This window comes from Pseudoalteromonas sp. OF5H-5 (genome assembly GCF_021530695.1).
In the GTDB taxonomy this organism is placed as follows: domain Bacteria; phylum Pseudomonadota; class Gammaproteobacteria; order Enterobacterales; family Alteromonadaceae; genus Pseudoalteromonas.
Map to the genome: position 1 here is coordinate 1 of NZ_JAKGBF010000005.1, position 25,562 is coordinate 25,562.

The following is a 25,562-nucleotide window of genomic DNA, read 5'->3' on the forward strand; positions in this document are numbered from 1 at the left end:
CTCAGATTCTTTGATCATGCTGACAATTTGGGTTTCGGTGAACTTGCTTTTTCTCATCGTAAATTTTCCTATTTTAGTTAATGGAAAATTCTACTTATGAACTGTTTCATTTTTTGGGGGAGTTACACTGTGGCCGATCTCACTGAGAGTCAGATAGATCTGGCTATTCGTATTGCCTCTGCACCGGACCCTTCTTTGATTGGTAAATCAATTGCAGTATGTAGCTCAGTTATCGTGGCGTCGCCGCAGTATCTTGCGAGTGCAAGTGAAATCAAAAAACCAGATGATCTAGCTGAGCACTTGTGCCTCGGGTATAAGAACTTTCAGCAGCATATCTGGCATTTGCGCAAAGATAACTCACAACAGTCGGTAGCCGTAAACTGCCGTTTAACTGCGAACGAAGCAACGGCCTTATTGCACGCAGCGTTAAATGGCGCTGGTCTGGCAATTCAACCCACTTATTTGGTTAACCGCTACATCAAATCTGGCGAGCTTAAGCAGGTATTGCCTGATTGGAAGCCAAGCGATATGAATATATATGTGCTCTATTCTTCGAGAAAGTATATGTCTCCAACCGTGAGGGCATTGATAGACTATTTGTCTCACTATTTTGCCAGCACGCCATGGTGATCTAGTAACTGTCTCAATTTTGGTGCTGTCGTGAGTAAGATTGGGAAATTATTTTGATATCTATTCTGAGCTTTCTGAAATCGTCGGGATAGCAATCCAATCATCCCACGAGTTCTCATCTGCTAATTCTCCCCCCCTGGGTTGTTTCTTAGTAAATTTTGCTAAGATAACAGGGTTTTTCACTTCAAATACAAATGTTCCTTGGGAGGAAGAACTTAGCTTGAAGCCTACTTGTGAATCAGAAAAAGCCCCTCCTGGAATCTCAATTAGCTTAGCATCTAGCCCTGATTGTAATTTAGAATCAACCATAATTTCTACTGTCATATTTTCAATAACTACGTCGGATACAACGACGGCAAGACGTCCTTCCATAAAAGCTTCTCTAAGGAATGTATCCGCGCCAATATCTGCTCTAGTGATAAACTCTCTAAACTTTCTTCGTTCAAGGGTTCTTGGGTATGCTTGGCCAAGAGTGATTTTGGCCCGTGTAACAGATTCCTTTTCGAAATTACCATTAAGACCAAGAGCTGCGAATAATTGGGGCAAAACAAAGCTCAAGCCAAGGCTTTTTGATTCATTCTCAGAGAATGTAATGACTCCGCCTTTTAAGCCTGTGCTTGCAAATCCGTCTAAGTCTATAGTTGACTTGCCTAAGACTCTATTTTTCTCCAGGCCTAGGCAGCTATATGTCGCGCAATATTGATTTGATGTGTTTATCGGTTCGTTGGGTTTATTTAAAACGTGGATAGTACCGATTCCAAAATTATCAGTTGGATAAGAGAAAAAGTAGTAGTTATTGTAATCTTCACCTAAAGCGTTACGTACTTTTTCTCGCATTATTCCATTATAATCTTCGTCACAACCCGTAATATATAATGTGCTAAAAATAATACTTATAAGACAGTATTTTTTCATAAAGCAATGACTCCTTTATATTTCAGTTTCAACTCACTAAGTTCAATAGTGCCTATGTCTGTTACAATACTGAATGTACTTACCTTAGCTTGGCTCCACCTCCAGAGAGATTCTCTGAATACGTACGTATCATTTACTCCGAAAAATACACCTGCGATAGAGGGGGTATTTCCGCTGACAAGGCCAAAAGGTTGCTTAATCTGATCAACCGTTAAAGTGTGTTTCTTTGAAGTGGAACTTAATCGTTCAATAATTCCATTATGCTTAATTCCGTAGAGGCCAGAATCAAGGTTGGCAAGATCTAGCCTAGGTGAGCCAGGAGCCTGAACTCTATTCACAAACTTTTCTTGTATATCGGCACTGAGTAAAACTCGCCTAATTACTTTGTCGCGTGGAGATTCATTTGCGAGTTTGAATACCAATGCTGCTATTTTTGGAGTTGCAAAGCTACTGCCATGGTCGTTACGGTTTTTACAATGACCAAATTGACCTGTGACAGTACCTAAATCAATGAATTCTATTCCATCTCCATTACGTGAAAACATACTTGTAATAGCAAGGTTAGCGTCAAAAGCCGAAACAAGAATTGCAGAGCGAGAACGATTTGAGTATACACTCCCTTGAGGTTCAGGAAGGCTCGCTGACTCAATTTCGAGAGATAAATTTGGTGTAGCAGCAAAGATGAAGGTCCGCTCATAAAACCTATGATCCCGAGGTAGAATTCTTATTCCTTGATCTTTTACCCAAAAGGAAGCTGATAAAACTGGAATACCATTGTCGGCTTCAACGTTTTCCAACAATGCTCTCAAATATAAGGCTGGGATACCATTACGAGCAGCGCCTCTTTCGACGTCTTTTTTTATATCGTAAAGCTCTTTCTCGAATAGCTGTTTAGCATGAAAGTCAGCATATTTAGAGTCTATAAAATTCCTGATTATTTTAATTCCTTTTTCAGGGTCTTTCCAAAAATCTAGTTCAAGCCTATGAACTCTTGCCTTTAACTCATCCCATGCTTCAAGCTTAGTCAGTGTATCTCTAACAACATCTTCAACGAGATTACCGTGTGCACAATTGTCTTCTGAAAATTTATCCACTATATATAGAGATGCAGCTCCAGCACTTGGAGCCTGTGGAAGGTGGGATTTTACTATTGTTGGTGAAACTCCAAAGTCATCTTGCAGTAGTTCAATTTCAACATATCCAGAAGGTATTAAAGTTGCCTTTGAGCCGAGGTTTGAGAGTAGTACGTCTATTTTCTCAAATTCACGAGGGGCTATTTTACTTACGGATATTGACAGTGCACCTGAGTCAGCAAGGCTGCGACGTTGATTGTTAATCAAGGTTTTTGGTAAACCAACAGGATCACACCCATCTGCGGAGCAAATTGCTAGCTCCTTTGTTTCAAGGTTAAACTCTTGATATTGATTATATGATGCACCTTCACGGAAAGGACGCACTGGCAGTGATGGAAATTGAAGAGTTTGACCTTGTCTAATTATATTCAAGTTACCAACACCACTAGCTTTAGCTACTGCGTTTGCAATTTGGGTGACAGATAATGGAGAGGCACCATCAGAATATCTAGTGTAGTTTTGTATGATAGAGTAAAGATTTTCGTTCTCTGCTACCGTATGTTCGAAGTACTCTTCTTGAGGCTGCATTTCGATCAAGAGTTTGTTGACCTGACCAATTTCATCATCTGACAGCTTGCTATAATCAACAGCCAGTATCATGCGAGCTTCAGGTGAAGCAGCCGCCTGAAGATTGTGAAAAAGAAAAAAGGCTGCCATCAAGAATATAATTTTCATCGAATCCCTCCTCACGTTACCGACAAATTATAGTCTAATTTTTCTTGGTGCGAGTGAAATATTAATTACTAAAAAATACTATGAGGTTCTACAAATGCTTTATGAAATAAAAATATTTTAAAATAGTTTCTTAGTACTTTTTAAGTTTATGTCCATGTTTTATAGGGAGGAAAATCACCCAGTTATTAAAGGCCTATGCTAAGCTCACCTGACAGTCTTGAATAAGGTTGGTGACTTTCAATTAAGCCGAATATTTTGCAAAAGTAGAGTAACGTTAGCTGTAAGAGTTCTATGTAAAATTAAAAAGATAACTTGATTGAGAAACACAGCCAAGCCCAGCTAGTTGCTGGGCTTGGCATACTTAGCAGATGTAAACTGTTGAGCAAAATTCAGGTGCGGTATAGCATGCACCGTAGTCTTTACTGTAAGCGCCGGTTCCGCCTGCTATTTCTTTCGTTTGTTTAGCATCTAGCGCTTTGTTTGCGTTAAGGTTTTTTAATTTTACTTTTTTCAGTTTCATGTTGTATCCAGTTATTTTGTTATCTTTGATTATTTAGTAATGTAGATAAATACCTATTTCTAAGTACTTATCTGTTAAATAATGTGTTTAATTTTTAAACACATTTCAAGCGGGGATGGCAAATAACTTCAGTAGATCTTTTAGTTGTTTGTTTTTTAAGTTGTTTATTATATTGAATTTTTATCAAGCAAATAAAAATGACAGCGTTGGACTTTTGTGCATTTCAATCTTGTTGATTGTGCAACCTATATCCAATCAATTGTTGCAGCAAATAGCTGCGTACGCCTTACACATTAAAAGAAGCAATGCTAGTATCCTAGTTAGGATAACAATCGAGTTGATAAAAAGTAGGAAGCTAATGGCATTATCATTTCAGACCTTAAGGTTGCACATTATTGAGGTTAACGACGATCTTCCAGCACTCGATCGTGAACGGCTGATAGAGCAAATTCCCCATATCCTGAGTTCTAACGTGGTTGAAAACCTTCCCCCTTATTTTCATGGTATTGATTCAACAAAACAGGCCGAAAACTGGTTTCAGCGTATGTGTTCAGAGAGCCGCTTACTGCAAGTTAAGCTTGGGCAGCATGAGACAATTGGCTTTTTGTTTGTTTACGTTGAAAACGAAAGTGATGCGCATATCGGTTACTTATTGGCTGAAAAGCACTGGGGTAAAGGTTACGCCAGTGAGTTGCTGCAAGGGTTTATTCATGCAGTTACCAGTATAGAGTGTTGGAGTACCCTAATTGCGGGAGTGGAGCAATCCAACCATGCTTCCATTCGGTTGCTCAAAAAGCTGGGGTTTTCACAGCAAGTGCATGATGAAAACAGTCCACTTTTCTTTGAATATGAGATCCATCGTGTCTGTTGACCTCAGCGGTTTGACTTTTATTTCCCTGAATGTGCTTTGGTCACAGCGCTCGACTTGTCGTTAGTCCATCAATTGATAAAAGTAAAAAATATAACAATTGTTGTTATTTTCTCGTTAATGTAAGCGCTTACATGTTAGGTTTAACATTCAACATACGATTACACCGCGCTGAAAAGTGTGTAGTAAAGCTCGTGTGTTTGAAAAGCGCTATATTTTTCAATTGTTCGGGGTTGTTATGGATTGAAATGTAAGCGCTTTTATTTCTGCGGTTTATGAAGTGATTAAAAGGATCCGTGTTTTAGTGGTTGATCACTAAAGCAGTTTTATACATTACATTTGGAGACATAAAGTGAAAACGAGTAGCAAGTTAATCGCAAAGCTCGCAAACATTAGCGTTATCAGTCTGATTGTTTGTGCGTCTTCGCAAAGTAACGCGGCTGTGGGGAATTTACTTTGGGAAGATAATTTTAATAATTTAGATACCAACACATGGAATATAGATGTCGGGGATGGTTGTGACCAAGGAATATGTGGTTGGGGTAATCAAGAATTACAGTGGTACAGTGAAAATAATGTCTATATTAGCGACATTGTAGGCGAGGTGGGAAACAAAGGCCTTGTTCTTGAAGCAAAAAATCAAGCGATAGGCGGCAAGGCATTTACCTCAGGTAAGATCCAGAGTAAGAATAAGCTTGCTGTGCAATATGGCATGATAGAGATCAGAATGAAGGTATCTGATGTCGACACGGGGCTTTGGCCTGCACTTTGGATGCTAGGGACGAGTACAGCTAGCTGGCCGGCAAAAGGCGAAATCGACATCATGGAGATGGGCCAATCTCAAGCCGCTCGTAATGATGCTGGCTTTCCCGGTGCGCCAAGCAATAACTATACAGGCTCAAACTTAATTTTTTATGCAGATGCCGCCTGCAATGAAGGTAATCCAACCTGTGCAGCAAGTGTGGCATACAAAACCGATAATGCACATTTGTCCTCAACCCCCTTAACCAATCGCTTTGTTATCTATCGTACTTATTGGACCGAAGAAACGATCCGTTTCACAGTTGAAGATAATGGGGTCGAATATGATATGTTCGATAGCCCGTTTGTTATTAGTGAAGAGTCAAACGAATTCAACGCGCCATTTTATCTATTGATGAACTTGGCTGTCGGCGGGTTATTTACGGACGCGCTTAGCAATGACCAGGTGAGCGCACCACTTCCTGGGAAAATGGTGGTGGATTATGTGCGTATTTATGAGCTAGATGGTCAAGGTGAAGTGTTCAGCGGCAATGTCACTAAGCCCGAAGTTGGCACCTTTGGTGTTTTTAGTGAGGGGCCAAGCGATAATCAGTTAGTGCCGGGAAGCAACGCGGATATTTATGTGTGGAACCAAAACTCACTCACACAGGGCAATATCCCTGCCTATGAAGGCAATGAAGTGATTGCATGGCAATATTTGCCAACGCAGTGGTTTGGAGCCGGTATTCAAAGTCGTCAAGCGCGAGATATGAGCAACTTTAGGGATGGTTACTTAAATTTTAAGATTAAAATTCCTGCGAATGTGAGTTTCAGAATTGGCATTGCTGACACTTATACTAATGAGAACTGGATCACATTCCCCGCGAACACCAATCAGTATGGCCTTGTTCGTGATGGTCAATGGGGTGAAGTGCGTATTCCAATCACTGAGTTAGCGGGTAGCTTGGTGGCATTACAATCAATTAAAAATCACTTCAATATTGTCTCTGTCGCTGGGCAAGAACTTAACTATTCTTTTCAAATGGCAATTGACGATATTACCTGGACTGGTGGCGGTAGTGCACCTGTCGATAGTGATCAAGATGGTGTTGAGGATAGCCTCGATCAGTGCCCAAATACTCAACCAAATGAAGAAGTTGATGCGAATGGCTGTCCACTGAATAATTTACCCGATGGATTGGAACAGGTCTCTCTGGATACCTTAACTTTCTATGTTAACACTACCGGCTGGGCGGATGTTCATTATCGAGTCAACGGCGGTGTGCAGCAAAATGTCCGCATGCAAGTGATTAATGGTCGCAATGAGCTGACAATATCTGGGCTAGCAGTGGGGGATGTAGTTAGTTTTTGGTTTACTTACCAACAGGAGGACGGAACGGTCGTAGATACCGCAGAGCAGGCCTATATACTTTCAGAATCCTCAGCTGGTAACGATAGCGATGGTGATGGCGTGAATGATGGTATCGATCAGTGTCCAGATACGCCTGTGGGGGATGTGGTAAACACCGATGGATGTAGCATTTTAATCACTGAGCAACTTCGTATCGAAGCGGAAGACTACAGCAACTATTTTGATAACGATGCAGGCAATACAGGTGGCGAATATCGCAATGATGATGTTGATATTGAGCTGACCAGCGACAACGGCGGTGGTTACAACGTAGGTTGGACGTCGGCGGGAGAGTGGCTCGAATATCAGGCTAATTTAGGCGCGGGAAGCTATAATTTGACCGCACGCGTTGCCTCCCAAGTTGGTAACGGAGCGTATAACGTTCTTGTTAATGGTAATCTAGTTGCCAGTACCGTTGTGCCTGCTACGGGTGGCTGGCAAACCTTTATTAGTCAAAATATTGCGTCGATTACGTTAAATGAGGGTGTACATACCGTTCGTGTTGAAATGGCGGGTGGCGAGTTAAATCTAAACTGGCTTGAGTTCAATATCGCTGGTTCATCTAACAATGATAGCGATAACGATGGTGTGCCAGATAATCTAGACCAATGTCCCAATACCCCTACGGGGCGCCAAGTTGACAGCCAAGGTTGTGAGATCAGCTTTGGCACTATTGTGCCACTTTATGATGCAACAACACCTTTAGAGCAAGCTGTGAGTTATGACCGTGGCGATGCACTAATTACGCGTTTTGCTGATCGCGGCCGAGACCGCCATGCAAAAGAAGATCAGTTTCAAATCTATGATCACTATTTATCGCATTATTGGACGCATCGAACTGCGCAATTTGAAATCGCTGATTTTGTAGCTAAAGGCGGCTCACGCATTGAAGTGACCTTTATTACAGAATGGAAACTCGGTGCGCGCGAATTTCGTGCTTGGTATCGTGGATTAGGCACAGTTGCTGAGTACCACGGTAATTACTTTGGTGGCGGTGCGGTCGTTGAGCTTGATAACGGCAGTTATGATACGAACTTTAATAAGATAAGTGATTCAGGTGATCAATATCGTTATAGAGTGATCATTGATGACTACAGGCCGCTAAATTGGGACCCTGCTGCAGGCTTTTTGCCTCTTGAAGTTGGTCAGCGCATGGAGTTTGAAGTTAGCCAATTTCTTGATGCGCCACCAGAAGGACGAGAAAATTATTATGGTACAACGTATTTATACATGGTAGGTGAAGGGCTTGTCCCATGGAAAACCGTTGGCGACTTTGCTGATCCATCATCACAACGCGAAGATTCTTACCCGATTGCAGAAGCGGGGTGGTTAGGAGGCAAAACCACATTGCCATACAATTACACTAATGAGCCTGATAATCACTTTATGCAAATGGCGACCAATTTATCGAGCCAAAATGGACAGGCATTTGTTCAGGGGCGACGTGTTCACCACAGTAGTTTTGTTAATGGTGAGCACGATGAACGCAACGGAGAAAATGGCGTGTTTAGTGCGGTGGTTGGAAAGTCAGGCCCACACTATATCAACGACAGTTGCGCAGCTTGCCATGTTCGCAATGGTCGTGCGGCTCCACCAGCTATTGGCGGCTCATTGGCAAAATGGGTGTTTAAAGTGGCCGATATCAATGGCAACACCCATCCCTTATTGGGGAATGTGTTACAGCCTAAAAACACAGGCATAGATACCGAGACGCAAGGCGAGGGAGATGTAACGATTGCTTCGTGGACTGAAAATAATGGTTTGCGTTCACCCAATTACCAATTTAATAAAACCACTCCAGCACGCTACTCAGCCCGTATCGCGCCTCAGCTGGTGGGCTTGGGCTTACTTGAAGCGATACCAGAGAGTGCGGTGTTAGCCTTGGCGGATGAAAACGACAGTAACGGCGACGGTATTTCGGGCAAAGCGCAGCGCGTGAACGATCCTATTACCGGTCAAACACGGTTAGGACGCTTTGGCTACAAAGCTGCGGCGGCATCAATTAAACACCAAGTCGCTAGTGCATTTAATACGGATATGGGAGTAACCAACTCGGTATTTCCAAATCCTGACTGTGGGGCATCACAATCAAGCTGCGGAGGTGGCGGTGTAGAAGTGTCTGATCAACACCTCACTGCGCTAAGCAAATATATCGCTTTATTGGGTGTAAGAGCGCAGCGTGGGCTTGACGACCCTGAGGTGCAATTAGGAAAGGCACGCTTTACCTCAATTGGCTGTGAAGGTTGCCATACAGCAACATTTGAAACCAGTGAGTATCATCCATTTGCGGAGTTACGTGCGCAAACGATCCATCCGTATACCGATTTATTACTACATGATATGGGCCCAGGTCTTGCGGATAACTTAGGTGAAGGCATCGCTAGCGGTGCTGAGTGGCGAACAGCGCCATTATGGGGGATTGGATTGTCTGCTTGTGTGACAGGTGGTGTTGATAATGTGTTAGGTGGGCAGGGCAATGAGTTTTGTACCGCTGAGCCAAGCTATCTGCACGATGGTCGTGCGCGAACGATTGAAGAAGCTATTTTATGGCATGATGGTGAAGCGCAAGCAGCGAGAGTAGCTTACGAAAGCTTGTCGGCAAATGATAAATCAGCCGTGTTGGCATTTTTAAACTCATTGTAAGTTTGTGCATCAAAGATCACGAAAGTTATGAGCTTTGATGCACTTGAAGTTGTTATTACAGTGCTTAGTCTTACAGCGTGTAATGGAAACCGATGGCGATACCGTCGTCTTCGGTTTGTGACATTTGTGCTTCTTGCGCGGCATCGGCGCTTGAGAAGTCACTAAAGTCCTTACGTGCTTCAATGTACAAAATGGTGTCTTCAGACATAAAGTAGTGTGCGCCTATCACGGCAAACTGACGCTTAAAAACATCATTAGGATCAGCATTAAAGTTTGGTTGGATCACATAGTCATCGCCCGCATCAAATACGTTGTAAGCGATAAATGTACGCACGTCATTATCAAAGCGGTAGCTAACAAGCGACTCTAATCCAACGGCATCCTTGATTAAGCGGCCTAGGTTATCTGTATCGTGGTTTTCGTTTTTATTGATGTTTGCAGCTGCATACCAACCAGGCTTATAGAAATCCCCGTAAGTAATACCGACGCCATAAATTAAATCTTTAACCGATTGATTTCGGCCACCAGCGTACACAATATCAAACGCGCCGCGGTTAACACCGGCTGTGAGAGTTAAGTTTTCGGTCGCAGCATAGGTAAGTGAGGCACCATAAGTTGAATTAAACTCTACTTTTTGTGCCGCGTTGTTCCCTTGATTAAATTGGGCTTCGCAGGAGCTGCTCGAAATATCAACGACATCACAAGTATAAAAGTCATCAGATTTTAGCTGAGCTTGTACAGCAAAGCTCAGCTTGCCAAATTGATTACGGTATTGCAGCACTTTATCACCACGACCAGTACCATTGATCGCGCCGTCGTCTTTGTTATAGGTGTAAACACCTGCGGCATTACCATCCCAAACTAGGCTGTAGTTGGTGCTGTATACCACGTCGTACCAAGCGCCCCATTGTTTTCCTAGGGTAACTTGGCCGTATTCATCGTGCTTAATACCAACATAACCTAATCGGTTATATAAAAACTCGTCTTGTATTGATTCGAAGCGGTTGCTGTAAACAATATCACTACTACCAACAGGGTTTACACCCCATTCAAGGAGTGCGAAAGCCTGCCAGTTGTTTTTCAATTGGCGTTTAAAGTCAAAGTTAATACGCGATGCGCCGTTTACCAACTCAGTCTCGCCTTGAGTGTTAATAACTCGAGCATCGATAAAGCCGCCAACCGTGACACTATTCTTTTCATCTTTGAATATCTCGATAGCGTGTACTGTTGGAATAGTAGTCACGCTAGCGATTAGGGTGGCAGCAAGTGTTCTTTTCATGAATTACCTTGTTTCAATGTTGTTGCTAAATAGGGCTAAATTAGCTAAAAAATGGAGATTATCAAAGCTAAAATACAGGCAAAAGTGAAAAAATATCAAGAAAATAACGTGGTTTTTGGTAAATTTATTCATTTTCTGTTCATTGAGTTTAAATATCAATGAGTTAGGAAAGTACGAGTTCCGAGGTTATTGATTGATTTTACGCAATAAGTGTAAGGGGTTATAGCAATATCAGCGTTTTGTGACAGCTAAATAACCTGAGGTTTGGATAAGGAATGAGCTAACTCATTGTTTTTAAGCCCACATTAAATTATACCCTTATCTAGCCAGACAGTTTTGGGGATAACAAGGCGAATTTACGCACCAATAGCTGGCTATTGGAAGTGAATTCAACGCAGTTAGCGCTAAAATTGGCTGCTAGAAAGGCATTAATTATCTGAAGCTCAGGTTAAATAGTACGAAAAAGTGTAATTCAGCGAAAAATCAATAAAACATCATGTTTTTGGTAGATAGACTTCTGTAGTCTTCCAATTAGATACACAACTACAAAAGGGAGATTGAGTAATGCTTGTTAAAAAAATTGGTATCTCAAAATTGGCTTGTTTTTCCACCATTATGTTGTTTTTTATTCATGAAGTTCAATCATATAGCGAACCACCAACAGAGTCGTATGGTGTTATATATGGTTCTAAAGACGGTAATAGCAAAGCGATTTACTTAAGTGACCAAGATGGTAAATCGCCAGTAAAGATCGTGAAAGCCACGTCAAGTGACGGCTATCCTGCTGTCTCCCCATTGGGAGACAAAGTAACCTTTTACGGTAAATACGATAACTTCAAAACATGGTCAATTCATACCGTTGACATTACTGGCCGCAATCTGAAAAGATTAACCAGTAAAAAATATGTGTGGGATAGTGCACCTGCTTGGTCTTTGGATGGAATGACGATAGCGTTTGCTAGAGAATATGAAAATAAGGAAGGTGTTTGGCAGGAAGAAATTTGGTTAATGAATGCTGATGGTAGCGAACAGCGCCAAATTAAAAATCTCGAAGGTCGTGCTCCAGAATTTATGCCAGATGGTCGATTACTATACCAATCTAAAGCCAGCCCAAGCCAAATTAGCATTGCCAATTTGGATGGCAGCGAGGTTATTCAACTCACTCAAGACGACACTGATAACATGTCTCCTCAAATTTCCCCAGATGGCACAAAAATAGCCTATCTATCTAATAGAGATGGGAATCAGGAATTATATGTTATGGGTATTGATGGAACCAATAACAAGCGACTGACTCGTAATAACATTCAAGAGTGGGATCCATCTTGGTCTCCAGACGGCACAAAGGTGTATTTCGCTTCAGAGAATGTATTTGGCTTTTATGATGTCTTTTCTATAAATGTGGATGGCACGTCTATCAAAAAAATACTTCAAAACAGCTCGCAAGCGACAGTTGTGCCAGGTCTTGACCAAGAAACGCTACAAAAATTAAAGAAAACAAATGAGCGCCAGTAGGTCTGTGCGCTGACAGTAAATGGTATAGACGTTCAGATAAAGCGGTATGGAGACTATTTCAATGACTATTACACGATTCATATTTAACCTGAGGTTTGGATAAGGAATGTTCCAACTCATTGTTGCTAAAGCACAACTTAGTTTTCTCCTTGTCTAGCCAGAGAGTTTTAGGGAAAACAAGGCGAATTTACGCACCAATAGCTGGCTATTGGAAGTGAATTCAACGCAGTTAGCGCTAAAACTGGCTGCTAGAAAGGCATTAATTATCCGCAGCTCAGGTTATTTAGTTATTCTAAATAAGAAATCTTTAACGCAGTTAGCGTCAGATTTGCTCCTTCAAATTGAGCAAGTATTAAGACAAACTGGTGTCATTGTCAGGTTTTGTAAAGGTGCTTGGATTTGTCTGTTTCCTAGTGCAATTATATTTACTTGAAAACTAAAGGCTCTAATAAAAGGATAGTTTATGAAGCAGATGAGCATTCTAGTTGCTATGTTTTGCAGTTTAATAATTTGCGATAAAAGTTATGCCCAAAACAATTACGATTTAGGACAAAAAACACCGGGATTAACACCCGAGTTATTTGCTCCAGGTGTCGTTTCTACGGATGAGCACCGCGAGACTGAAGTGTTGTTTTTGCCAGATATGTCAGAGCTTTCTTTTACTCGCTCTGGTGGGGAATATCAAAAACCAACATGGATTGTGATGCAATATAAAAACAATCAATGGATTGAAAAATCAATACCCGAAGCAGACATAAAAGCATATCAGGAGCAATTTAGCCCACCGGTTTCACACATACAAAACATCGAGCCTTTTAAAGATATTCCAATCAGAGGTTATACCACCTCAGCAAAAGGGACACACTACTTTTATGTCTTAGATTTGAAAGACGGCAGTGGGCATTTGAGTTATTCACGGCTGGTTGATGGCAAATATGAAACACCGCACAAAATGAGTAAGGCAATTAACCAAGGAAAGTACATTGCTCACCCCTACATCGCGCCAGATGAGTCTTATATTATGTGGGATGCTGAAAAGGAAGGTGAAAACACGCCTGATATCTACATTAGTTTTCGTAACCAAGATGGCACATGGACAAACGCAATAAATATGGGAGATACGATTAATACGGCTGCGTACGAGCAACGACCTAAAGTATCACCAGACGGAAAGTACTTATTTTTTTGGCGAGGTGACAAAAAAGTCAAAAAAGACGGCACGAGTTACTGGGAAGGTAATCCATATTGGATGGATGCGAAGGTTATTGAAACGCTGAGACCAACACGCTAGCACTCAATTATTCTTGGTTATACTACTACTAAAAACCTAGACTAAACGGCATGCATGCATGCATGCCTTTTTCTACATCACTGAATTTTTTATTAATGGTCTAATAAAATTACCTTGAAAAAAGGAACAAAGGTGATTTAATAAAAAAGCATGGATACTGCCAGGGATTGCTGAGAATAGTATCGTATTTAGATAGCATGGTATGGATATCGCAAAATAAATCCAAAAATCTAGTGCGTCTATTTATCTCCCTTACAACCGTCAGCATAAGTACGAACACATTCGAACCGACAATTACGCAGTACGTCTTACTTGATTGAGGCTTAAATTTTTATGAAGGTCTTTTTAATACTGTTATTGGTAGCTGCGTTTTCGGGAGATGTTGTTGCAGACATGCCAATAGAAACTACTTTACCAAACAACTTAGATAAGGAAATAGCAATGGACTTAAAGGATAGAACAATTTATCCCATTATTAAGGCTGGAGATTGGCCAGGTATTCAATACGGTGCGGTTTATTCAGTATTAATTGGCCCAGAAGATGACCCAGAAGTCGTGATTGGTTTTGGTTATGATACCCCAGATAACTTCGTTTTTTTAACACATCAAGACGGTCAAGAGATCGATTTAAATGTGGTAGTTCCACAGGCTTTTCAAAATATTGATGCTTTAGATGTAACCTTTGTCCCGTCCGCAGTGCTAAACAACCAAGTATTAACTGCCAGCGGAGAGTCTTTTAGTAGTGAAGCGATTTTATCTCAAACGCAAATGCTGAAAGCGCACGAAATGCTAGATGCCGAACAGTTACTTGTCTCAATAGCGAGACGTACCGGATTAATGGTGGTATCCAGAGATGCATCGCACGATTTATTGGATAAGTTTATTTATTTACATAGCGAAGCTTGGAACGATGATAGTTACGGTAACGCACCTATCGCAAATAGGCTCTTTTTAATCGAAAATGGCAAAATAGTTGGGTCGATGTCATTAGCAGATAAATAAGCCTGCGGATCTGTTTGGTGTGTTATCCAGAGTGTAGTGTATGGAGGTTGTGCCATGTCAGATTTGATTGACTTTGATAAGTTGAAAAGTCTCGTCAAAGATGCCGTAAAAACTACTTTTACAAACCTCCAACGTATACACCAGCCAGATGAGTTGCTCGGTTATGCCTTATGTACTGATGACAGTGTAATGACGCTCTATCACGTTGCCATGACACAACAATGGCTTTCACAAGATGATAATACTGAGTTTGAGTTCTCTCCCGTTGAGTGGGATTTAAGCGATAGGGATGTGCATTTTAAAGGTGTTGCTACTTTACTCGCAGCTCGCCTTGAACTGGAAGATGCAAAGCTCTATGAAAATTATCTTGAAGAAATTATCAACCCCACTTTCAAGGCTTTTGTATTGGCGCTTTTAGAGTTGAGGCAAGAAGGCGTCTTTGCCAAAAATGTTTTTCTGTCAGTGCTAAGTACAGATCCAAGCGAGCATATGTTGGAACTTGAAAGCGCAGCAAATCGTAAGCTAAATAGCGCAGAGTTGCTGAACCGATTCAATGATTGGCATGCTCGGTTTGGTTGAAGGCGGATGAGCAAACACGCGTATTTTAGATATCAATGGAATTAACTCTTAGATTTAAGTGATAAGGAAGTAATTAAAATGAACTTGATGGAGTGGGTACAGGCAACATTGCCTGAGCTTATGTGTGATCTTAATCAGCCGGCGACAGCGAGTGAAATAGCAAGCCTAGAGAATAAGCTCGGTGTTGAACTGCCTGAGCGATTGAAAGCGATGTATCTCGAACATAACGGCCAGAAAGATGAGATCAATACTGGTTTATTTTACGGACTCAATTTTTTACCTTTGAACAGAGTTTATGAAGAATGGTGTTCGTGGGCTGAAATCATCGATTCACAAGGTGAAGAGGGAATGAAAGAGCTGAGCATGTTTTCAACCTCTCACGTTCCTGGGTTTATCAAAGAAGTTTATGCCAATAAAAAGTGGGTACCGTTTGCCCATGATTGGGCAGGCAACTACCTTGGTTTAGATTTTGATCCGGCCGAAAATGGCACAGTTGGACAAGTGATAAACTTTGGTCGTGATGAAGACGAAAAGTTTGTGATTGCTAAGTCGTTCTCTGAGTTTATGCAGTGGTATACCGCTGAACTTGAGTCAGGTAATTACAGTATTGTGGTCGAAGACGATGGTGGTAGAAGTTTTAATACTAAACAGCCGCAATCCGGCCATTTTTTAGATGCAGTCAAAGTGCTATTTCGCGCAGTATAGATAACTTTCACCATGCTATTTATCGCGGTTTGAAGTTATCTCTGTGTTGCGTTTTGAATGTTTAGGAGATCAATATGCAATTTCCAGAATTTGAAACACCACGCTTGAAGCTTACGGCGCTATCCGAATGCGACAGTAATGCTATTTTTGAACTATTTTCAAACCGAGAGGTAGTGAAATACTACGATTTAGAGGCGTTTAGTGAGCGATTACAAGCTGAAAAACTCATAGATTTCTTTCATTCTCGATTTGATAGCGGTGTTGGGATCCGTTGGGCTATCCGATTAAAAGATACTGAGCAGCTTATAGGTACGTGTGGTTTTAACTCATGGAACTCAGCGATGAAAAATGCAGTTATCGGTTATGATTTGATGCCGAAATTTTGGGGAAAGGGTTATACCACTGAAGCATTACACCAAATTATCACCGCAGCGTTTGGTGGTTTACTAGCATGTGGCGCACTGAATCGAATTCAAGGAGATACGGTGCCGGGAAATCATGCGTCAGAAGCTGTGTTAGAAAAGCTAGGTTTTAAAGCTGAGGGGGTTAGACGACAAAGTGGATATTGGAAAGAACAATTTCACGACCTAACGTGCTTTGGGTTATTAAAGTCAGAATTTAATCGCTGAGCCAATATTTTTTAAAAGGAAAGACTATGGACATCTGGACACTACTTTTATTTATCCCAGCGTGCTTTGCCTTGAATATGGCTCCAGGGCCAAATAATCTTCTAGCGCTAAATAATGCTCGTCGTTATGGTTTTCGTATAGCTCTACTTGCGGGATTTGGAAGGCTCGCCGCATTTTGTGTGATGATTGCGCTTGCCGCTTCAGGCCTTGCTGTTGTGCTGTATACGTCGGAAATATTGTTTCTTGCCATTAAGATTTGTGGCGCGCTCTATTTATTATGGATGGCTTATAATTTATGGCGCTCAGACGTTAGTCCAGTTTCGGATGATGTCCGCAATCTGAGCATTACCGGACTGATGAAGCAAGAGTTCGCTCTTGCTGCGGGTAATCCAAAGGCAATTTTGATATTTACCGCTTTTCTCCCTCAGTTTGTCGACGTTGCAAAAAATGTGACAGAGCAATTTTCACTATTGGGGGCTACTTTTCTCGTTCTGGAAATAGTGGCTATCGCTATGTACGCTGTTATTGGGCTGTATCTAAGGCAGTGGTTTAGTAAACCTAAACTGGTTAAACGTTTTAATCGTGCATGTGCTTCATTTTTGGCGCTATCTGGCGGCAACTTACTGTTGAGTAGACAGTAGCGATGCCAAAGTTAGTGACTCGCTAGCCCACAAAGTGATGCTGTTTCTCAATTCACTCATCTAGCCTGCGTGTGCTTGACAATAACTAATCATTACGTGAAAGTATCGGTATGAATATAAAACTATTTCTCACAAGTACACGAATCATTACCATTCCTTAGGAGTGGTGGTTTTGTGTGCTTTTTTAATGAACCCACCAAAGTAAGGTGGGTTTTTTGTATCTGCCTTGTGGGGCCACAGCAAGGAGGTTACATGAAGAAAATAGCAGTTTTTGGTAAACCGGGAAGCGGCAAGTCTACGGTGAGTAAAGGACTGGCCGCGGCAATACACATCCCGTTATATCAATTAGACTCGATGCTCTACCAAGCAAATGGCGAGTTTGTTGACAGAGCCGCTTTTGATAAAGCACATCAAAACATATTGAATACTGATGCGTGGATCATTGACGGCTTTGGCCCGTTAGATGCGTTTAAACAGCGCTTAGATGCAGCAGATACCTTAGTCTACATCGACTTACCATATCGAGTGAGTTATTGGTTTGTGATAAAACGTCTTTTAAAAAGCATGCTCAATAAGCCTGAAGGCTGGCCAGATGGTAGCTCAGTGTTTAAAGGGACGATTGCCAGTATTAAAACGTTAAGGCGCTGCCCGCAATTTTGGAATGAAAAATTCTTATCGCAGTTAGAGGAAAGTGCGCAAACCAAAACACTCTATGTGATTAAGTCGGTTGCGGCGCTTGATAGCTTTGTACGCCAACATGCGAAGTAATATCATCAAAGGGTAAACGTGAGTAATGTATTGATTTGATTTACAGCCTTTGGTGTTACGTCTTTTGCGCTGGAACTGATGAATAATAAAGCTTGTAGCGGTCTTACCCTCACTAAAACGGTGATAAATCATCATATAATCGTAACCATTATTTGCCTTTGTACCTTTTTTGTTGTGCTGTATACTTAGCCAGTTTGATAATTGCGTATGGAGAGACGCGTGAGAAGAGTTGTAATATTTAATAAGAAAAAGCATTTTTTTCGCCAGGACCAGACGTTGAGTTACTCAACCAAGAGATTGAGCAGATAGAGCAAGATGGTTGGAAGGTGTTATCTGTCACGGCTAACTGCGATTTTTTAGGATATTAGGGCCTGTTGATCTTTCAAGTTTGTTTTTGCAGCAGTTTGATTGGTATTTATACAAGGCAGAGCCAGCGTAGCATAGTCATTCTATGTGAGTCAGGTGATAACACAGTAGAAATGCCAATCAAGCGCTGCCCTTTGGGTTCACCTGAGTGCGCTTTGTTCATTGTTGCTCAACTTTTGCCTAGATTACTAGGCGACAAGTCGAGCGTCGCGACCAAAACACACTCAGAAGAACAAAAATCAAACAGCAAAGGTCAACAGGCCCTCGCTCTTTTACAATCTTAATTGAGTCTTAATTTGTCTGCCGTGAAGCTTGAATTAGCTTCACGGGCGTGCTAATTTGCTTTCGCTCTGGTGGACGACCTGCAGAGCTTTCTTTTACTGGCGGGGACGACCCCATTTTGGAGTTGTCATGAGCTGGTTGCTACTTGCTTTTGCAGGTTTATTGGAAGTCGTTTGGGCTATTGGTTTGAAATTTACCAACGGTTTTACGAAGCCTGTTCCCTCAATTATTACTTTAGTGGCGATGGCCGCAAGTTTCTACTTTCTCAGTGTTGCACTACGAACTTTACCGCTTAGCGTTGCTTATTCTGTCTGGGTTGGCATTGGTATGCTAGGGTCGATTATTGTTGGCTTTGTCTATTTTAAAGAACCGTTGTCATCACTTAAGCTACTCAGTTTACTGTTGATAGTGATTGGGATTATTGGTCTAAAATTATCCTCTTAGGGTTAAATTACAGCTATAGTTAATCGGAGCTTAGGTTAGATAATTCCACTTTAAATGAAAAGGAAATTCGATGACGATTGAACTGAATATGGCGGGCTTACAAATGCTTGTCGAGACTACCCTCACACCACTTAAAGACTATCATGGTGATTTGTTACCTTGGCGCGGGGAAATGGTAGAAAGCCATAGCTTCGCATTGGAGGGGATAACCGCAAGTGTTACTGGTGACGCTAAGGTAGAGCTCATAAACGCGAGCATTGTCATCGATGAAGACGGTATTATTGGTGAGCAAAAAGCGGTTAATGCAGATCTCGAACCTACCACAACACTTACCTATAGTGATGAGGTGTGCTGGATAAAATACAGCACACAGATTGATTTTGATCTAACCGGTGCCTCCAAAGCGGAGCTGCTTGGCATCAATACAGATGGGCAGGCACAATGTAAACTAGCAGCCTACCTATGCCATCAACCACATGAAGCTGTGGGTCTTGCCTTAGGCCGCGACCTTGCGACTATGCCGGTTATTTTCGATGTTGAGGATATTAAGTCACTTGCACCTAACAATGCATTAATGATGGAAACGGCAGGGGCGTTAACCGTGAGCGCCAATTTTAGGTGGTCAGATATAATCGCGCAAAATCTCGATATGTTTAGCCGCTGGTTGGACCAAGGAGAATTACTTGATGTTAACCTTGATTCGGCTTTGAATGCGGACCTTAATATCGAGATCCGTGGTGGCTTTCGTGTTGTCTTTTCTAAACGCTTGGATAAACCACACCATACTTTCCTCGCAATTAAAAAATCAACATTGTCGAATACCGCTTTAACAATCACTGGGGGAGTGAACGCCAAATTTGCCGACCAAGCCGGATTTAAGCAAGCTTATTCGAGTATTTTGACAGGGATATTCAATGCACCTTTGGATAAGGTTGAAGAAGTCCTTTCACTCGTCGCAACAGACTCTCCCGATGAAGCGCAATATGATCTGATCTTAGGGTTAAAAGATCGCTTACGACTTGATCCACTAACGGACAGTTTAGAACGACTTCAAAGCGAGCTACTGACCATTAAAAAAACGGTGCTAGCAAATATTGAAACGGCTGCAAAGTTAAAAGCTGAGCTAAGTGTTAAGTTTGAATACACGCGTTTATCCAGTCATCAATCGCTGCTTGAAGCGAAATTAACTACCAAAGGCCTAGAGCAGGTGCATCTTGATGCGCTATTTGGGCGGGTTGGTACTATCACTCAGCCTAGTTACCAAGATGAAATCGAGATAGAGCGCTTCTTCTTTCAAACCAGTACTGAAATCAAGCAAGCCTATGGGTTCAATTTAGGCTTTGGTGCTTGGTCGGCCATGAGCCGTAACAGCTATTCATTTAAAACCATTGAAACGAGAGACAAGCTAAATAGAGTGCAACTTGCTACGCTTGGAATGCGTGGTTATCAAGATGATATTAATGGCGATAAACGTCATTACTATCTCAGCTTTGATGCTCAGATGGTGGCCTTTTCAACATCAACGCCGCCCAAGCTAAACGAGTTTACATTGGGTCTGACGCTCTTACATAAACAGCAAGAGGCGAGTGTGACCAGTAACGAGCTGGACCACTTGGTCGATGATTTATCGGTATGGGGTATGATCCCAGAGTTTGACTCTGAGGATACAAAACACCGATTGAGCGAGATACTCAAAGGTGTCGATAATGTGCGGATCGTTAAGTCCTTACACCTTGACCATGACGCGTTTGTTCAGCTACTACCTTTATTAGGTCAGTTTGATAGTAGAAGACTGGCCATCTCGCTTGCCGCTGCATTACCTATCAATCACAAAATACTTCCTGAGCGGGCGACTATAGAAAATCGGGTGAAATTATATGATGCGATTTTTGAGGCATTGTTAAATTCGCAACTTAACTCTCATAACGAAGTGGCTCTGGCGACATATCAATATCTCAAAGCAAAGGGATGTCGAAAACTTGCACGCAAAGAGCGGGATTGGCGCAGGCTAGGTGCGAGTAAATTCCAAACTCTTGCAGGAATAGTCGAGTTGCATCCGCGGATTTTGCACGACATTAAAAACCTATGCGATGGTTTTGCACAACTTAACCTCGCTTATCACCAAGAAGGTGATTATTCTGTGCTTGAAAAAGCATTTAATCTTTTTGATGACATGGGCGAACATGGATTTTATAACCGCTTTTTCGCCCATTATGTATTGCAATGTACGCGCACTTTTCCTCAGGCACAAAATGGTACCAAAGTGACGGTGAAGCTAGAGTTTGTTAAAGACGGTAAAGAAATTGATGTGCTTTGGGGCAAACGTTAGTATGCCACTTTGAGTCTCAGAGCGCCATGTTCCCAAGTTATATACGTTATATCTAAAACCGAAATTTGGAGGCAAAGATAAATTGGATTACTTACGATGGATAAGGAATAATTTCACGAAAATCGAGCTGATAGACGATCGGATATTGCATGAGGTAATTACAGAAGCGAAAGCAGACTCAGCAACCTTAAATGAGCTGTGCAAAGCGCTTGGTGTATTGTTTATTGTAGTACCGTTTAACGTCTACCTTGCCGTTTCTGGGTTATTGTCTTACGACAATTTGTCCTTTTGGTTAGTGATGCTTATCACCGCTATGATAGGAGTGGGAGTCTCTTTATATATTGAACAGAAAATTATAAAAAGAAAGATCGCACAGTCGATCTCAAAGCTAAAATTAGCTGGTGATTAACCACTTTGTTTTCTATGGGTCGTCGCTTAATTTTCTCTTCAGTTTTGCTACTGCATCATGTTCGCAATCTAAACCCATATACAAGTAACACATTGTAATTGTGGGTAACTTTTATTTGTTGGACTTACGGTCGGTTAAATAAAACGAGATCAGTCCATGTAAAGGCGGTTTGTATCCATATGAATGATGTAGTCACTGACAAAATACGGTTTACTTTTAAAAACCATCCTCAAGGATGTGCTGAAGAATTTATTGTTGCGACGGCAGTGAGCGATAATATTTATCAAATAAAAGGCGCTCCGCTTTTTGCTTTTGGTGTTAACTACGACGACCACGTTTTGGTTGCACCAGATAGCGAAGGTTCTTTAGACGTCATCGAGATTGTGGCTCGAAGTGAGTATCACTCTTTGCGGATCCGCTTTACAAACGAGTTAGAAAATGCCAAAAACATAGAGCTACTTCAAGAGCTTACTCTATCTGGCGTGGAGAGCGAGCAATTGGATGATGGGTGCTTTGCCTTGACGGTTTCACCGCAAAGAGAATACGAATCTTTTATCGATATCTTGCATTATTATCAGGAGCTTGGAGTATTGAAGTATGAACTTGCCGGCGAGCCCCACGATAACTTCGATGGTAACAGTGCGTAACTAAGAGATACCTAACTAATGCATCACAAATTCAGTGGCTTAGTGTTCAGTTTTGTGTTTCACTTGGAACTTTATAGGCACGGTAATTTACTATCGTACTTAATTTAGGATAATGGCGAAATACTAAGGAAACACAAGGATGGCTGTCAATTTTGTTGGAGGATGTTTATGTGGGAAGATCCGTTTTACCGCGATTGGCGTCCCTCGTAACCCTCATACCTGCTCATGTAAAATGTGCCAAAGACATAGCGGTGCTCTAACCGTTACATGGGTAGAGTTCGCAAGTGAAGAGGTAAGCTGGGATGGGCCTGGCGGTGCTCCTAAGGCGTGGCGTTCATCGGATTATTCATCGCGCGCCTTTTGCCCTGAGTGTGGTAGCACATTAGGTGCAATAGATGACGCACCTGTCATTGCATTAGTGCTCGGCGTTTTTGATGCCAATAGTCGTAAAGCCCTAGAACCCAAATCTCATTCTTATATTTCAAAAAGGCCAAAATGGTGGCGCATAGGATGAAGTTAACCTAAGCGTCGTATGCGAGTATATTATGACTTATTACGCTATCGAAGATGCGTCGTGGCCTGAGATCCTAACGCTACAAAGTCAGGCGTATCATGATGTTGCGCCGGAAACTGTGGATATCCTAAAAAGTAAATGGATGCGCTCGCCAAAGAGTTGTTTTTAAACAACATCGAGCCGTGGATGCCTATTTATTGGCGCACCCTTGGTACGATGAAAAGCCGCCGAGTTTGTTTACATTACTTCCTGAACAGCCGCCTAGTTCGTCGTTGTTTCTACATGACCTAGTTGTTTCACAAGCCGTATCTGGGCAGGGAATTGGTGCCTTGATGATTAAACGCTTAGTTGAGCTGGCGACTCAAATGGGGTACTGTCGCATTCGGCTCGTGGCTGTACAAAATAGCGTGGGGTTTTGGTTGATGTTCCAAAGCCAATTAAGGTATGCAAAAGTTATGGTGAAGATGCGCTGCTGATGGAAATGAAAGTGTAAGGTGCGCCAGCTAAGCTTGGAAGGAAAGTAGCCATACGGTAATTTACGATGATTAAAAAAATAGTAATTATATTCTCGCTGCTGTTTGCATCTAGCCACGGCAGTGCTGATGAATTAAAGCCATTCACAAGCGATGGTTGTAGTGCATTTCCTGATGGTACTTTGGCGCAAAATGAACTGTGGTTGAGCTGTTGCACGGCACACGACCTTGCCTACTGGAAAGGTGGTACCGCTATAGAGCGCGAAAATGCCGACATTGCCTTGCAAAAATGTGTTGCTGCGGTAGGTCAAGAAGAAGTGGCAACCTTGATGTTAGCGGGTGTACGACTTGGTGGGTTGCCTTATTTACCTACGCCATTTCGTTGGGGGTACGGGTGGTCTTATCCTAGACGTTACGCCGAATTGACCGCTGAAGAGATAGAGCAAGTAAATAAGCACATGGCAAAACTAGCATTAGACAAAAAATAAATTGACGCAAAGTCAAATTCTGTATATTTTCTCCGCGATGTTTCAATGAGGGCCATACAGTCAACTCGTCAACCCAATATTAGGCAGATCCTCACACGCATTAAGTGCCTGTGATTTTAACCTTTTGTTCTGAATTTGGGAAACGGATAAGACTGCATCAGCCGCTGTTTATAGCCGATGTTGCGTCCCTTTTTTCCGCTGCTCAAATTCCTTTGATTTGGGAAATTCGCATGGCTGAGCCAAGTGCAATTAGCATCATTCCCCCAGTCGTCGTATTGACGCTTGCAATTATCTTACGTCGTCCTATCTTGTCCCTTGTCTTAGGGGCGCTTGTAGGACTCGCATTGTTAGACCCTGCCACCGTATTGGCAAATTTTGCTGATGCTTCGCTAAAAGTGATGGGCGATGAAACCATCGGCTGGCTTATTCTGGTATGTGGTACGTTTGGTGTTTTGATAGCATTGTTGGTGCACACGGGTGGTGCCTTAGCATTTGGTCGCAATGCACTGAAAATGGCAAAAGGGCCAAAGTCGTCTTTGCTTATGACCTATTTTTTAGGTGTGATCATTTTTATTGATGACTATCTTAATGCGCTGACGGTTGGTGAGACGATGCGTCGCGTTACCGATAAGTTTAAGATTTCTAGGGAAATGCTTGCCTATGTAGTGGATTCAACCGCTGCGCCTATCTGTGTTTTAGTACCGCTTTCGACTTGGGCAGTGTTCTTTGGTGGTTTGCTGGTTGATAACGGTGTCGCCGGAGAAGGACAGGGGATCAGCACGTATATTCAGGCCATTCCTTACATGCTGTATGCTTGGGTGGCTGTAATTATGGTGCCACTGGTGATATTTGGTGTTGTTCCACTATTCGGCCCAATGAAAAAAGCAGAGCTTGCAGCTAAACAAGGACAGCCTGCGCTTGAGCAGGTTGATTTGGAAGAAGTGCATACACCGGATCACTATGCTGCAAAAGCCATTGAGCAGGAATTTGAACAAGCCGACACTCAAGGCAAACTGGTTAACTTTTTAGTGCCCATTGGTTTGCTGGTGGCGTTTACGGTATATTTTGACATTGATGTATGGAAAGGCTTGTTAGCGACTTTGGCTGTGACTATCCCATTTTATATGGTGCAAAGGTTGATGCCGCTTGCAGACATGCTTGAGCAAATGATCAATGGTTTTAAATGCATGCTACCCGCGATAGGAACGGTTATCGCCGCATTTATCTTTAAGGATGTGTGCGATCAGCTGCTATTGCCACAATATGTGATAAATGCGCTGAGTCCTTATATGACAGCTGGTTTACTGCCTGCGATGGTGTTTTTATCTATGGCTATTTTGGCCTTTGCAACAGGCTCTAGTTGGGGGATCTTCGCTGTGACTATTCCTATCGTGATGCCATTGGCCGTTGCTGTAGATGCTAATATTCCTCTGGTGATAGGTGCATTGTTGTCGGCATCATCATTTGGTAGTCAGGCGTGTTTCTACTCGGATTCGACGGTATTGGCAGCCCAAGGCTCAGATTGTAACTTAGTCAGTCACGCCATCACTCAGCTACCTTATGCGTTGATTGCGGCTGCTATCGCCTTTGTTGGCTTCTTGATCATTGCATAATCGCAAGTAAGTTTTTGGGGTTAGTTTCAAAGCTAACTTCCTAAAATACATT

Annotated in this window: 24 protein-coding genes; 20 read left to right on the forward strand and 4 right to left on the reverse strand. The window is 42.1% G+C overall.

Annotated elements, in window-relative coordinates:
• Window positions 1–96: 96 nt before the first annotated feature.
• Window positions 97–630 carry a substrate binding domain-containing protein gene (locus L1271_RS08570; RefSeq protein ID WP_235367578.1) on the forward strand — a complete coding sequence of 178 codons (534 nt, stop codon included), beginning with the start codon at window positions 97–99 and terminating at the stop codon, window positions 628–630.
• A 60-nt stretch (window positions 631–690) separates the two neighbouring features.
• Here L1271_RS08570 and L1271_RS08575 read toward each other — a convergent pair whose 3' ends face one another.
• From L1271_RS08575 to L1271_RS08585, 3 genes are all read right to left on the reverse strand, one after another.
• On the reverse strand, window positions 691–1,545 hold the full coding sequence (locus tag L1271_RS08575; protein WP_130126071.1) for a hypothetical protein: 855 nt from the start codon (window positions 1,543–1,545) through the stop codon (window positions 691–693).
• The gene (locus tag L1271_RS08580) at window positions 1,542–3,353 is read right to left on the reverse strand and encodes a hypothetical protein (RefSeq protein ID WP_235367579.1); all 1,812 of its coding nucleotides are present in this window, start codon (window positions 3,351–3,353) and stop codon (window positions 1,542–1,544) included. The genes L1271_RS08575 and L1271_RS08580 overlap by 4 nt, the downstream gene beginning before the upstream one ends.
• Before the next feature lie 361 nt (window positions 3,354–3,714).
• Window positions 3,715–3,873, reverse strand: a complete 159-nt coding sequence (locus tag L1271_RS08585; protein WP_235367580.1) for a hypothetical protein — start codon at window positions 3,871–3,873, stop codon at window positions 3,715–3,717.
• A 358-nt stretch (window positions 3,874–4,231) separates the two neighbouring features.
• Here L1271_RS08585 and L1271_RS08590 point away from each other — a divergent pair, with 358 nt between their 5' ends.
• Both L1271_RS08590 and L1271_RS08595 read left to right on the forward strand, forming a co-directional pair.
• Window positions 4,232–4,744, forward strand: a complete 513-nt coding sequence (locus L1271_RS08590) for a GNAT family N-acetyltransferase (RefSeq protein WP_102057083.1) — start codon at window positions 4,232–4,234, stop codon at window positions 4,742–4,744.
• Between the two features lie 349 nt (window positions 4,745–5,093).
• Window positions 5,094–9,536 carry a di-heme oxidoredictase family protein gene (locus L1271_RS08595; protein ID WP_235367581.1) on the forward strand — a complete coding sequence of 1,481 codons (4,443 nt, stop codon included), beginning with the start codon at window positions 5,094–5,096 and terminating at the stop codon, window positions 9,534–9,536.
• A gap of 70 nt (window positions 9,537–9,606) precedes the next feature.
• Here L1271_RS08595 and L1271_RS08600 read toward each other — a convergent pair whose 3' ends face one another.
• The gene (locus L1271_RS08600; RefSeq protein ID WP_102057081.1) at window positions 9,607–10,815 is read right to left on the reverse strand and encodes a porin; all 1,209 of its coding nucleotides are present in this window, start codon (window positions 10,813–10,815) and stop codon (window positions 9,607–9,609) included.
• A gap of 564 nt (window positions 10,816–11,379) precedes the next feature.
• On the opposite strand from L1271_RS08600, the gene L1271_RS08605 reads away from it, so the two are divergent.
• From L1271_RS08605 to L1271_RS08685, 17 genes are all read left to right on the forward strand, one after another.
• Window positions 11,380–12,330, forward strand: a complete 951-nt coding sequence (locus tag L1271_RS08605; protein ID WP_235367582.1) for a TolB family protein — start codon at window positions 11,380–11,382, stop codon at window positions 12,328–12,330.
• A gap of 463 nt (window positions 12,331–12,793) precedes the next feature.
• Window positions 12,794–13,621, forward strand: a complete 828-nt coding sequence (locus L1271_RS08610) for a hypothetical protein (protein WP_235367583.1) — start codon at window positions 12,794–12,796, stop codon at window positions 13,619–13,621.
• Window positions 13,622–13,954: 333 nt separating this feature from the next.
• Window positions 13,955–14,623 carry a hypothetical protein gene (locus L1271_RS08615; RefSeq protein ID WP_227387014.1) on the forward strand — a complete coding sequence of 223 codons (669 nt, stop codon included), beginning with the start codon at window positions 13,955–13,957 and terminating at the stop codon, window positions 14,621–14,623.
• Between the two features lie 54 nt (window positions 14,624–14,677).
• The gene (locus L1271_RS08620) at window positions 14,678–15,202 is read left to right on the forward strand and encodes a DUF4303 domain-containing protein (protein WP_069018644.1); all 525 of its coding nucleotides are present in this window, start codon (window positions 14,678–14,680) and stop codon (window positions 15,200–15,202) included.
• A gap of 78 nt (window positions 15,203–15,280) precedes the next feature.
• Window positions 15,281–15,907 carry an SMI1/KNR4 family protein gene (locus tag L1271_RS08625; protein WP_095728453.1) on the forward strand — a complete coding sequence of 209 codons (627 nt, stop codon included), beginning with the start codon at window positions 15,281–15,283 and terminating at the stop codon, window positions 15,905–15,907.
• 74 nt (window positions 15,908–15,981) lie between these two features.
• Window positions 15,982–16,536 (forward strand): GNAT family N-acetyltransferase, encoded by a 555-nt coding sequence (locus L1271_RS08630; protein ID WP_099028907.1) that lies wholly within the window; start codon window positions 15,982–15,984, stop codon window positions 16,534–16,536.
• Between the two features lie 26 nt (window positions 16,537–16,562).
• A complete protein-coding gene (locus L1271_RS08635) occupies window positions 16,563–17,177 on the forward strand; it encodes a LysE family translocator (protein WP_235367584.1) in 615 nt (204 codons plus the stop codon).
• A gap of 252 nt (window positions 17,178–17,429) precedes the next feature.
• Window positions 17,430–17,945 carry an adenylate kinase gene (locus tag L1271_RS08640; protein ID WP_211866517.1) on the forward strand — a complete coding sequence of 172 codons (516 nt, stop codon included), beginning with the start codon at window positions 17,430–17,432 and terminating at the stop codon, window positions 17,943–17,945.
• Between the two features lie 777 nt (window positions 17,946–18,722).
• Window positions 18,723–19,037, forward strand: a complete 315-nt coding sequence (locus L1271_RS08645; protein ID WP_235367585.1) for a DMT family transporter — start codon at window positions 18,723–18,725, stop codon at window positions 19,035–19,037.
• A gap of 70 nt (window positions 19,038–19,107) precedes the next feature.
• A complete protein-coding gene (locus L1271_RS08650) occupies window positions 19,108–21,366 on the forward strand; it encodes a hypothetical protein (protein ID WP_235367586.1) in 2,259 nt (752 codons plus the stop codon).
• An 82-nt stretch (window positions 21,367–21,448) separates the two neighbouring features.
• Window positions 21,449–21,775: a hypothetical protein gene (locus tag L1271_RS08655; RefSeq protein ID WP_233525164.1), complete on the forward strand. Its 327-nt coding sequence runs from the start codon at window positions 21,449–21,451 to the stop codon at window positions 21,773–21,775.
• Window positions 21,776–21,954: 179 nt separating this feature from the next.
• Window positions 21,955–22,422, forward strand: a complete 468-nt coding sequence (locus L1271_RS08660) for a DUF4265 domain-containing protein (protein WP_102057071.1) — start codon at window positions 21,955–21,957, stop codon at window positions 22,420–22,422.
• Window positions 22,423–22,561: 139 nt separating this feature from the next.
• Window positions 22,562–22,936 carry a GFA family protein gene (locus L1271_RS08665; RefSeq protein WP_102057070.1) on the forward strand — a complete coding sequence of 125 codons (375 nt, stop codon included), beginning with the start codon at window positions 22,562–22,564 and terminating at the stop codon, window positions 22,934–22,936.
• Window positions 22,937–22,967: 31 nt separating this feature from the next.
• Window positions 22,968–23,105, forward strand: coding sequence for a hypothetical protein (locus L1271_RS08670; protein WP_227387021.1), 138 nt, complete (start codon window positions 22,968–22,970; stop codon window positions 23,103–23,105).
• Between the two features lie 13 nt (window positions 23,106–23,118).
• Complete coding sequence (locus tag L1271_RS08675; protein ID WP_235367587.1) at window positions 23,119–23,412, forward strand: GNAT family N-acetyltransferase; 294 nt, start codon at window positions 23,119–23,121, stop codon at window positions 23,410–23,412.
• 65 nt (window positions 23,413–23,477) lie between these two features.
• The gene (locus tag L1271_RS08680; protein ID WP_010605173.1) at window positions 23,478–23,897 is read left to right on the forward strand and encodes a hypothetical protein; all 420 of its coding nucleotides are present in this window, start codon (window positions 23,478–23,480) and stop codon (window positions 23,895–23,897) included.
• A 230-nt stretch (window positions 23,898–24,127) separates the two neighbouring features.
• Window positions 24,128–25,510 carry a Na+/H+ antiporter NhaC family protein gene (locus L1271_RS08685; RefSeq protein ID WP_235367588.1) on the forward strand — a complete coding sequence of 461 codons (1,383 nt, stop codon included), beginning with the start codon at window positions 24,128–24,130 and terminating at the stop codon, window positions 25,508–25,510.
• The last annotated feature ends 52 nt before the right edge of the window (window positions 25,511–25,562 follow it).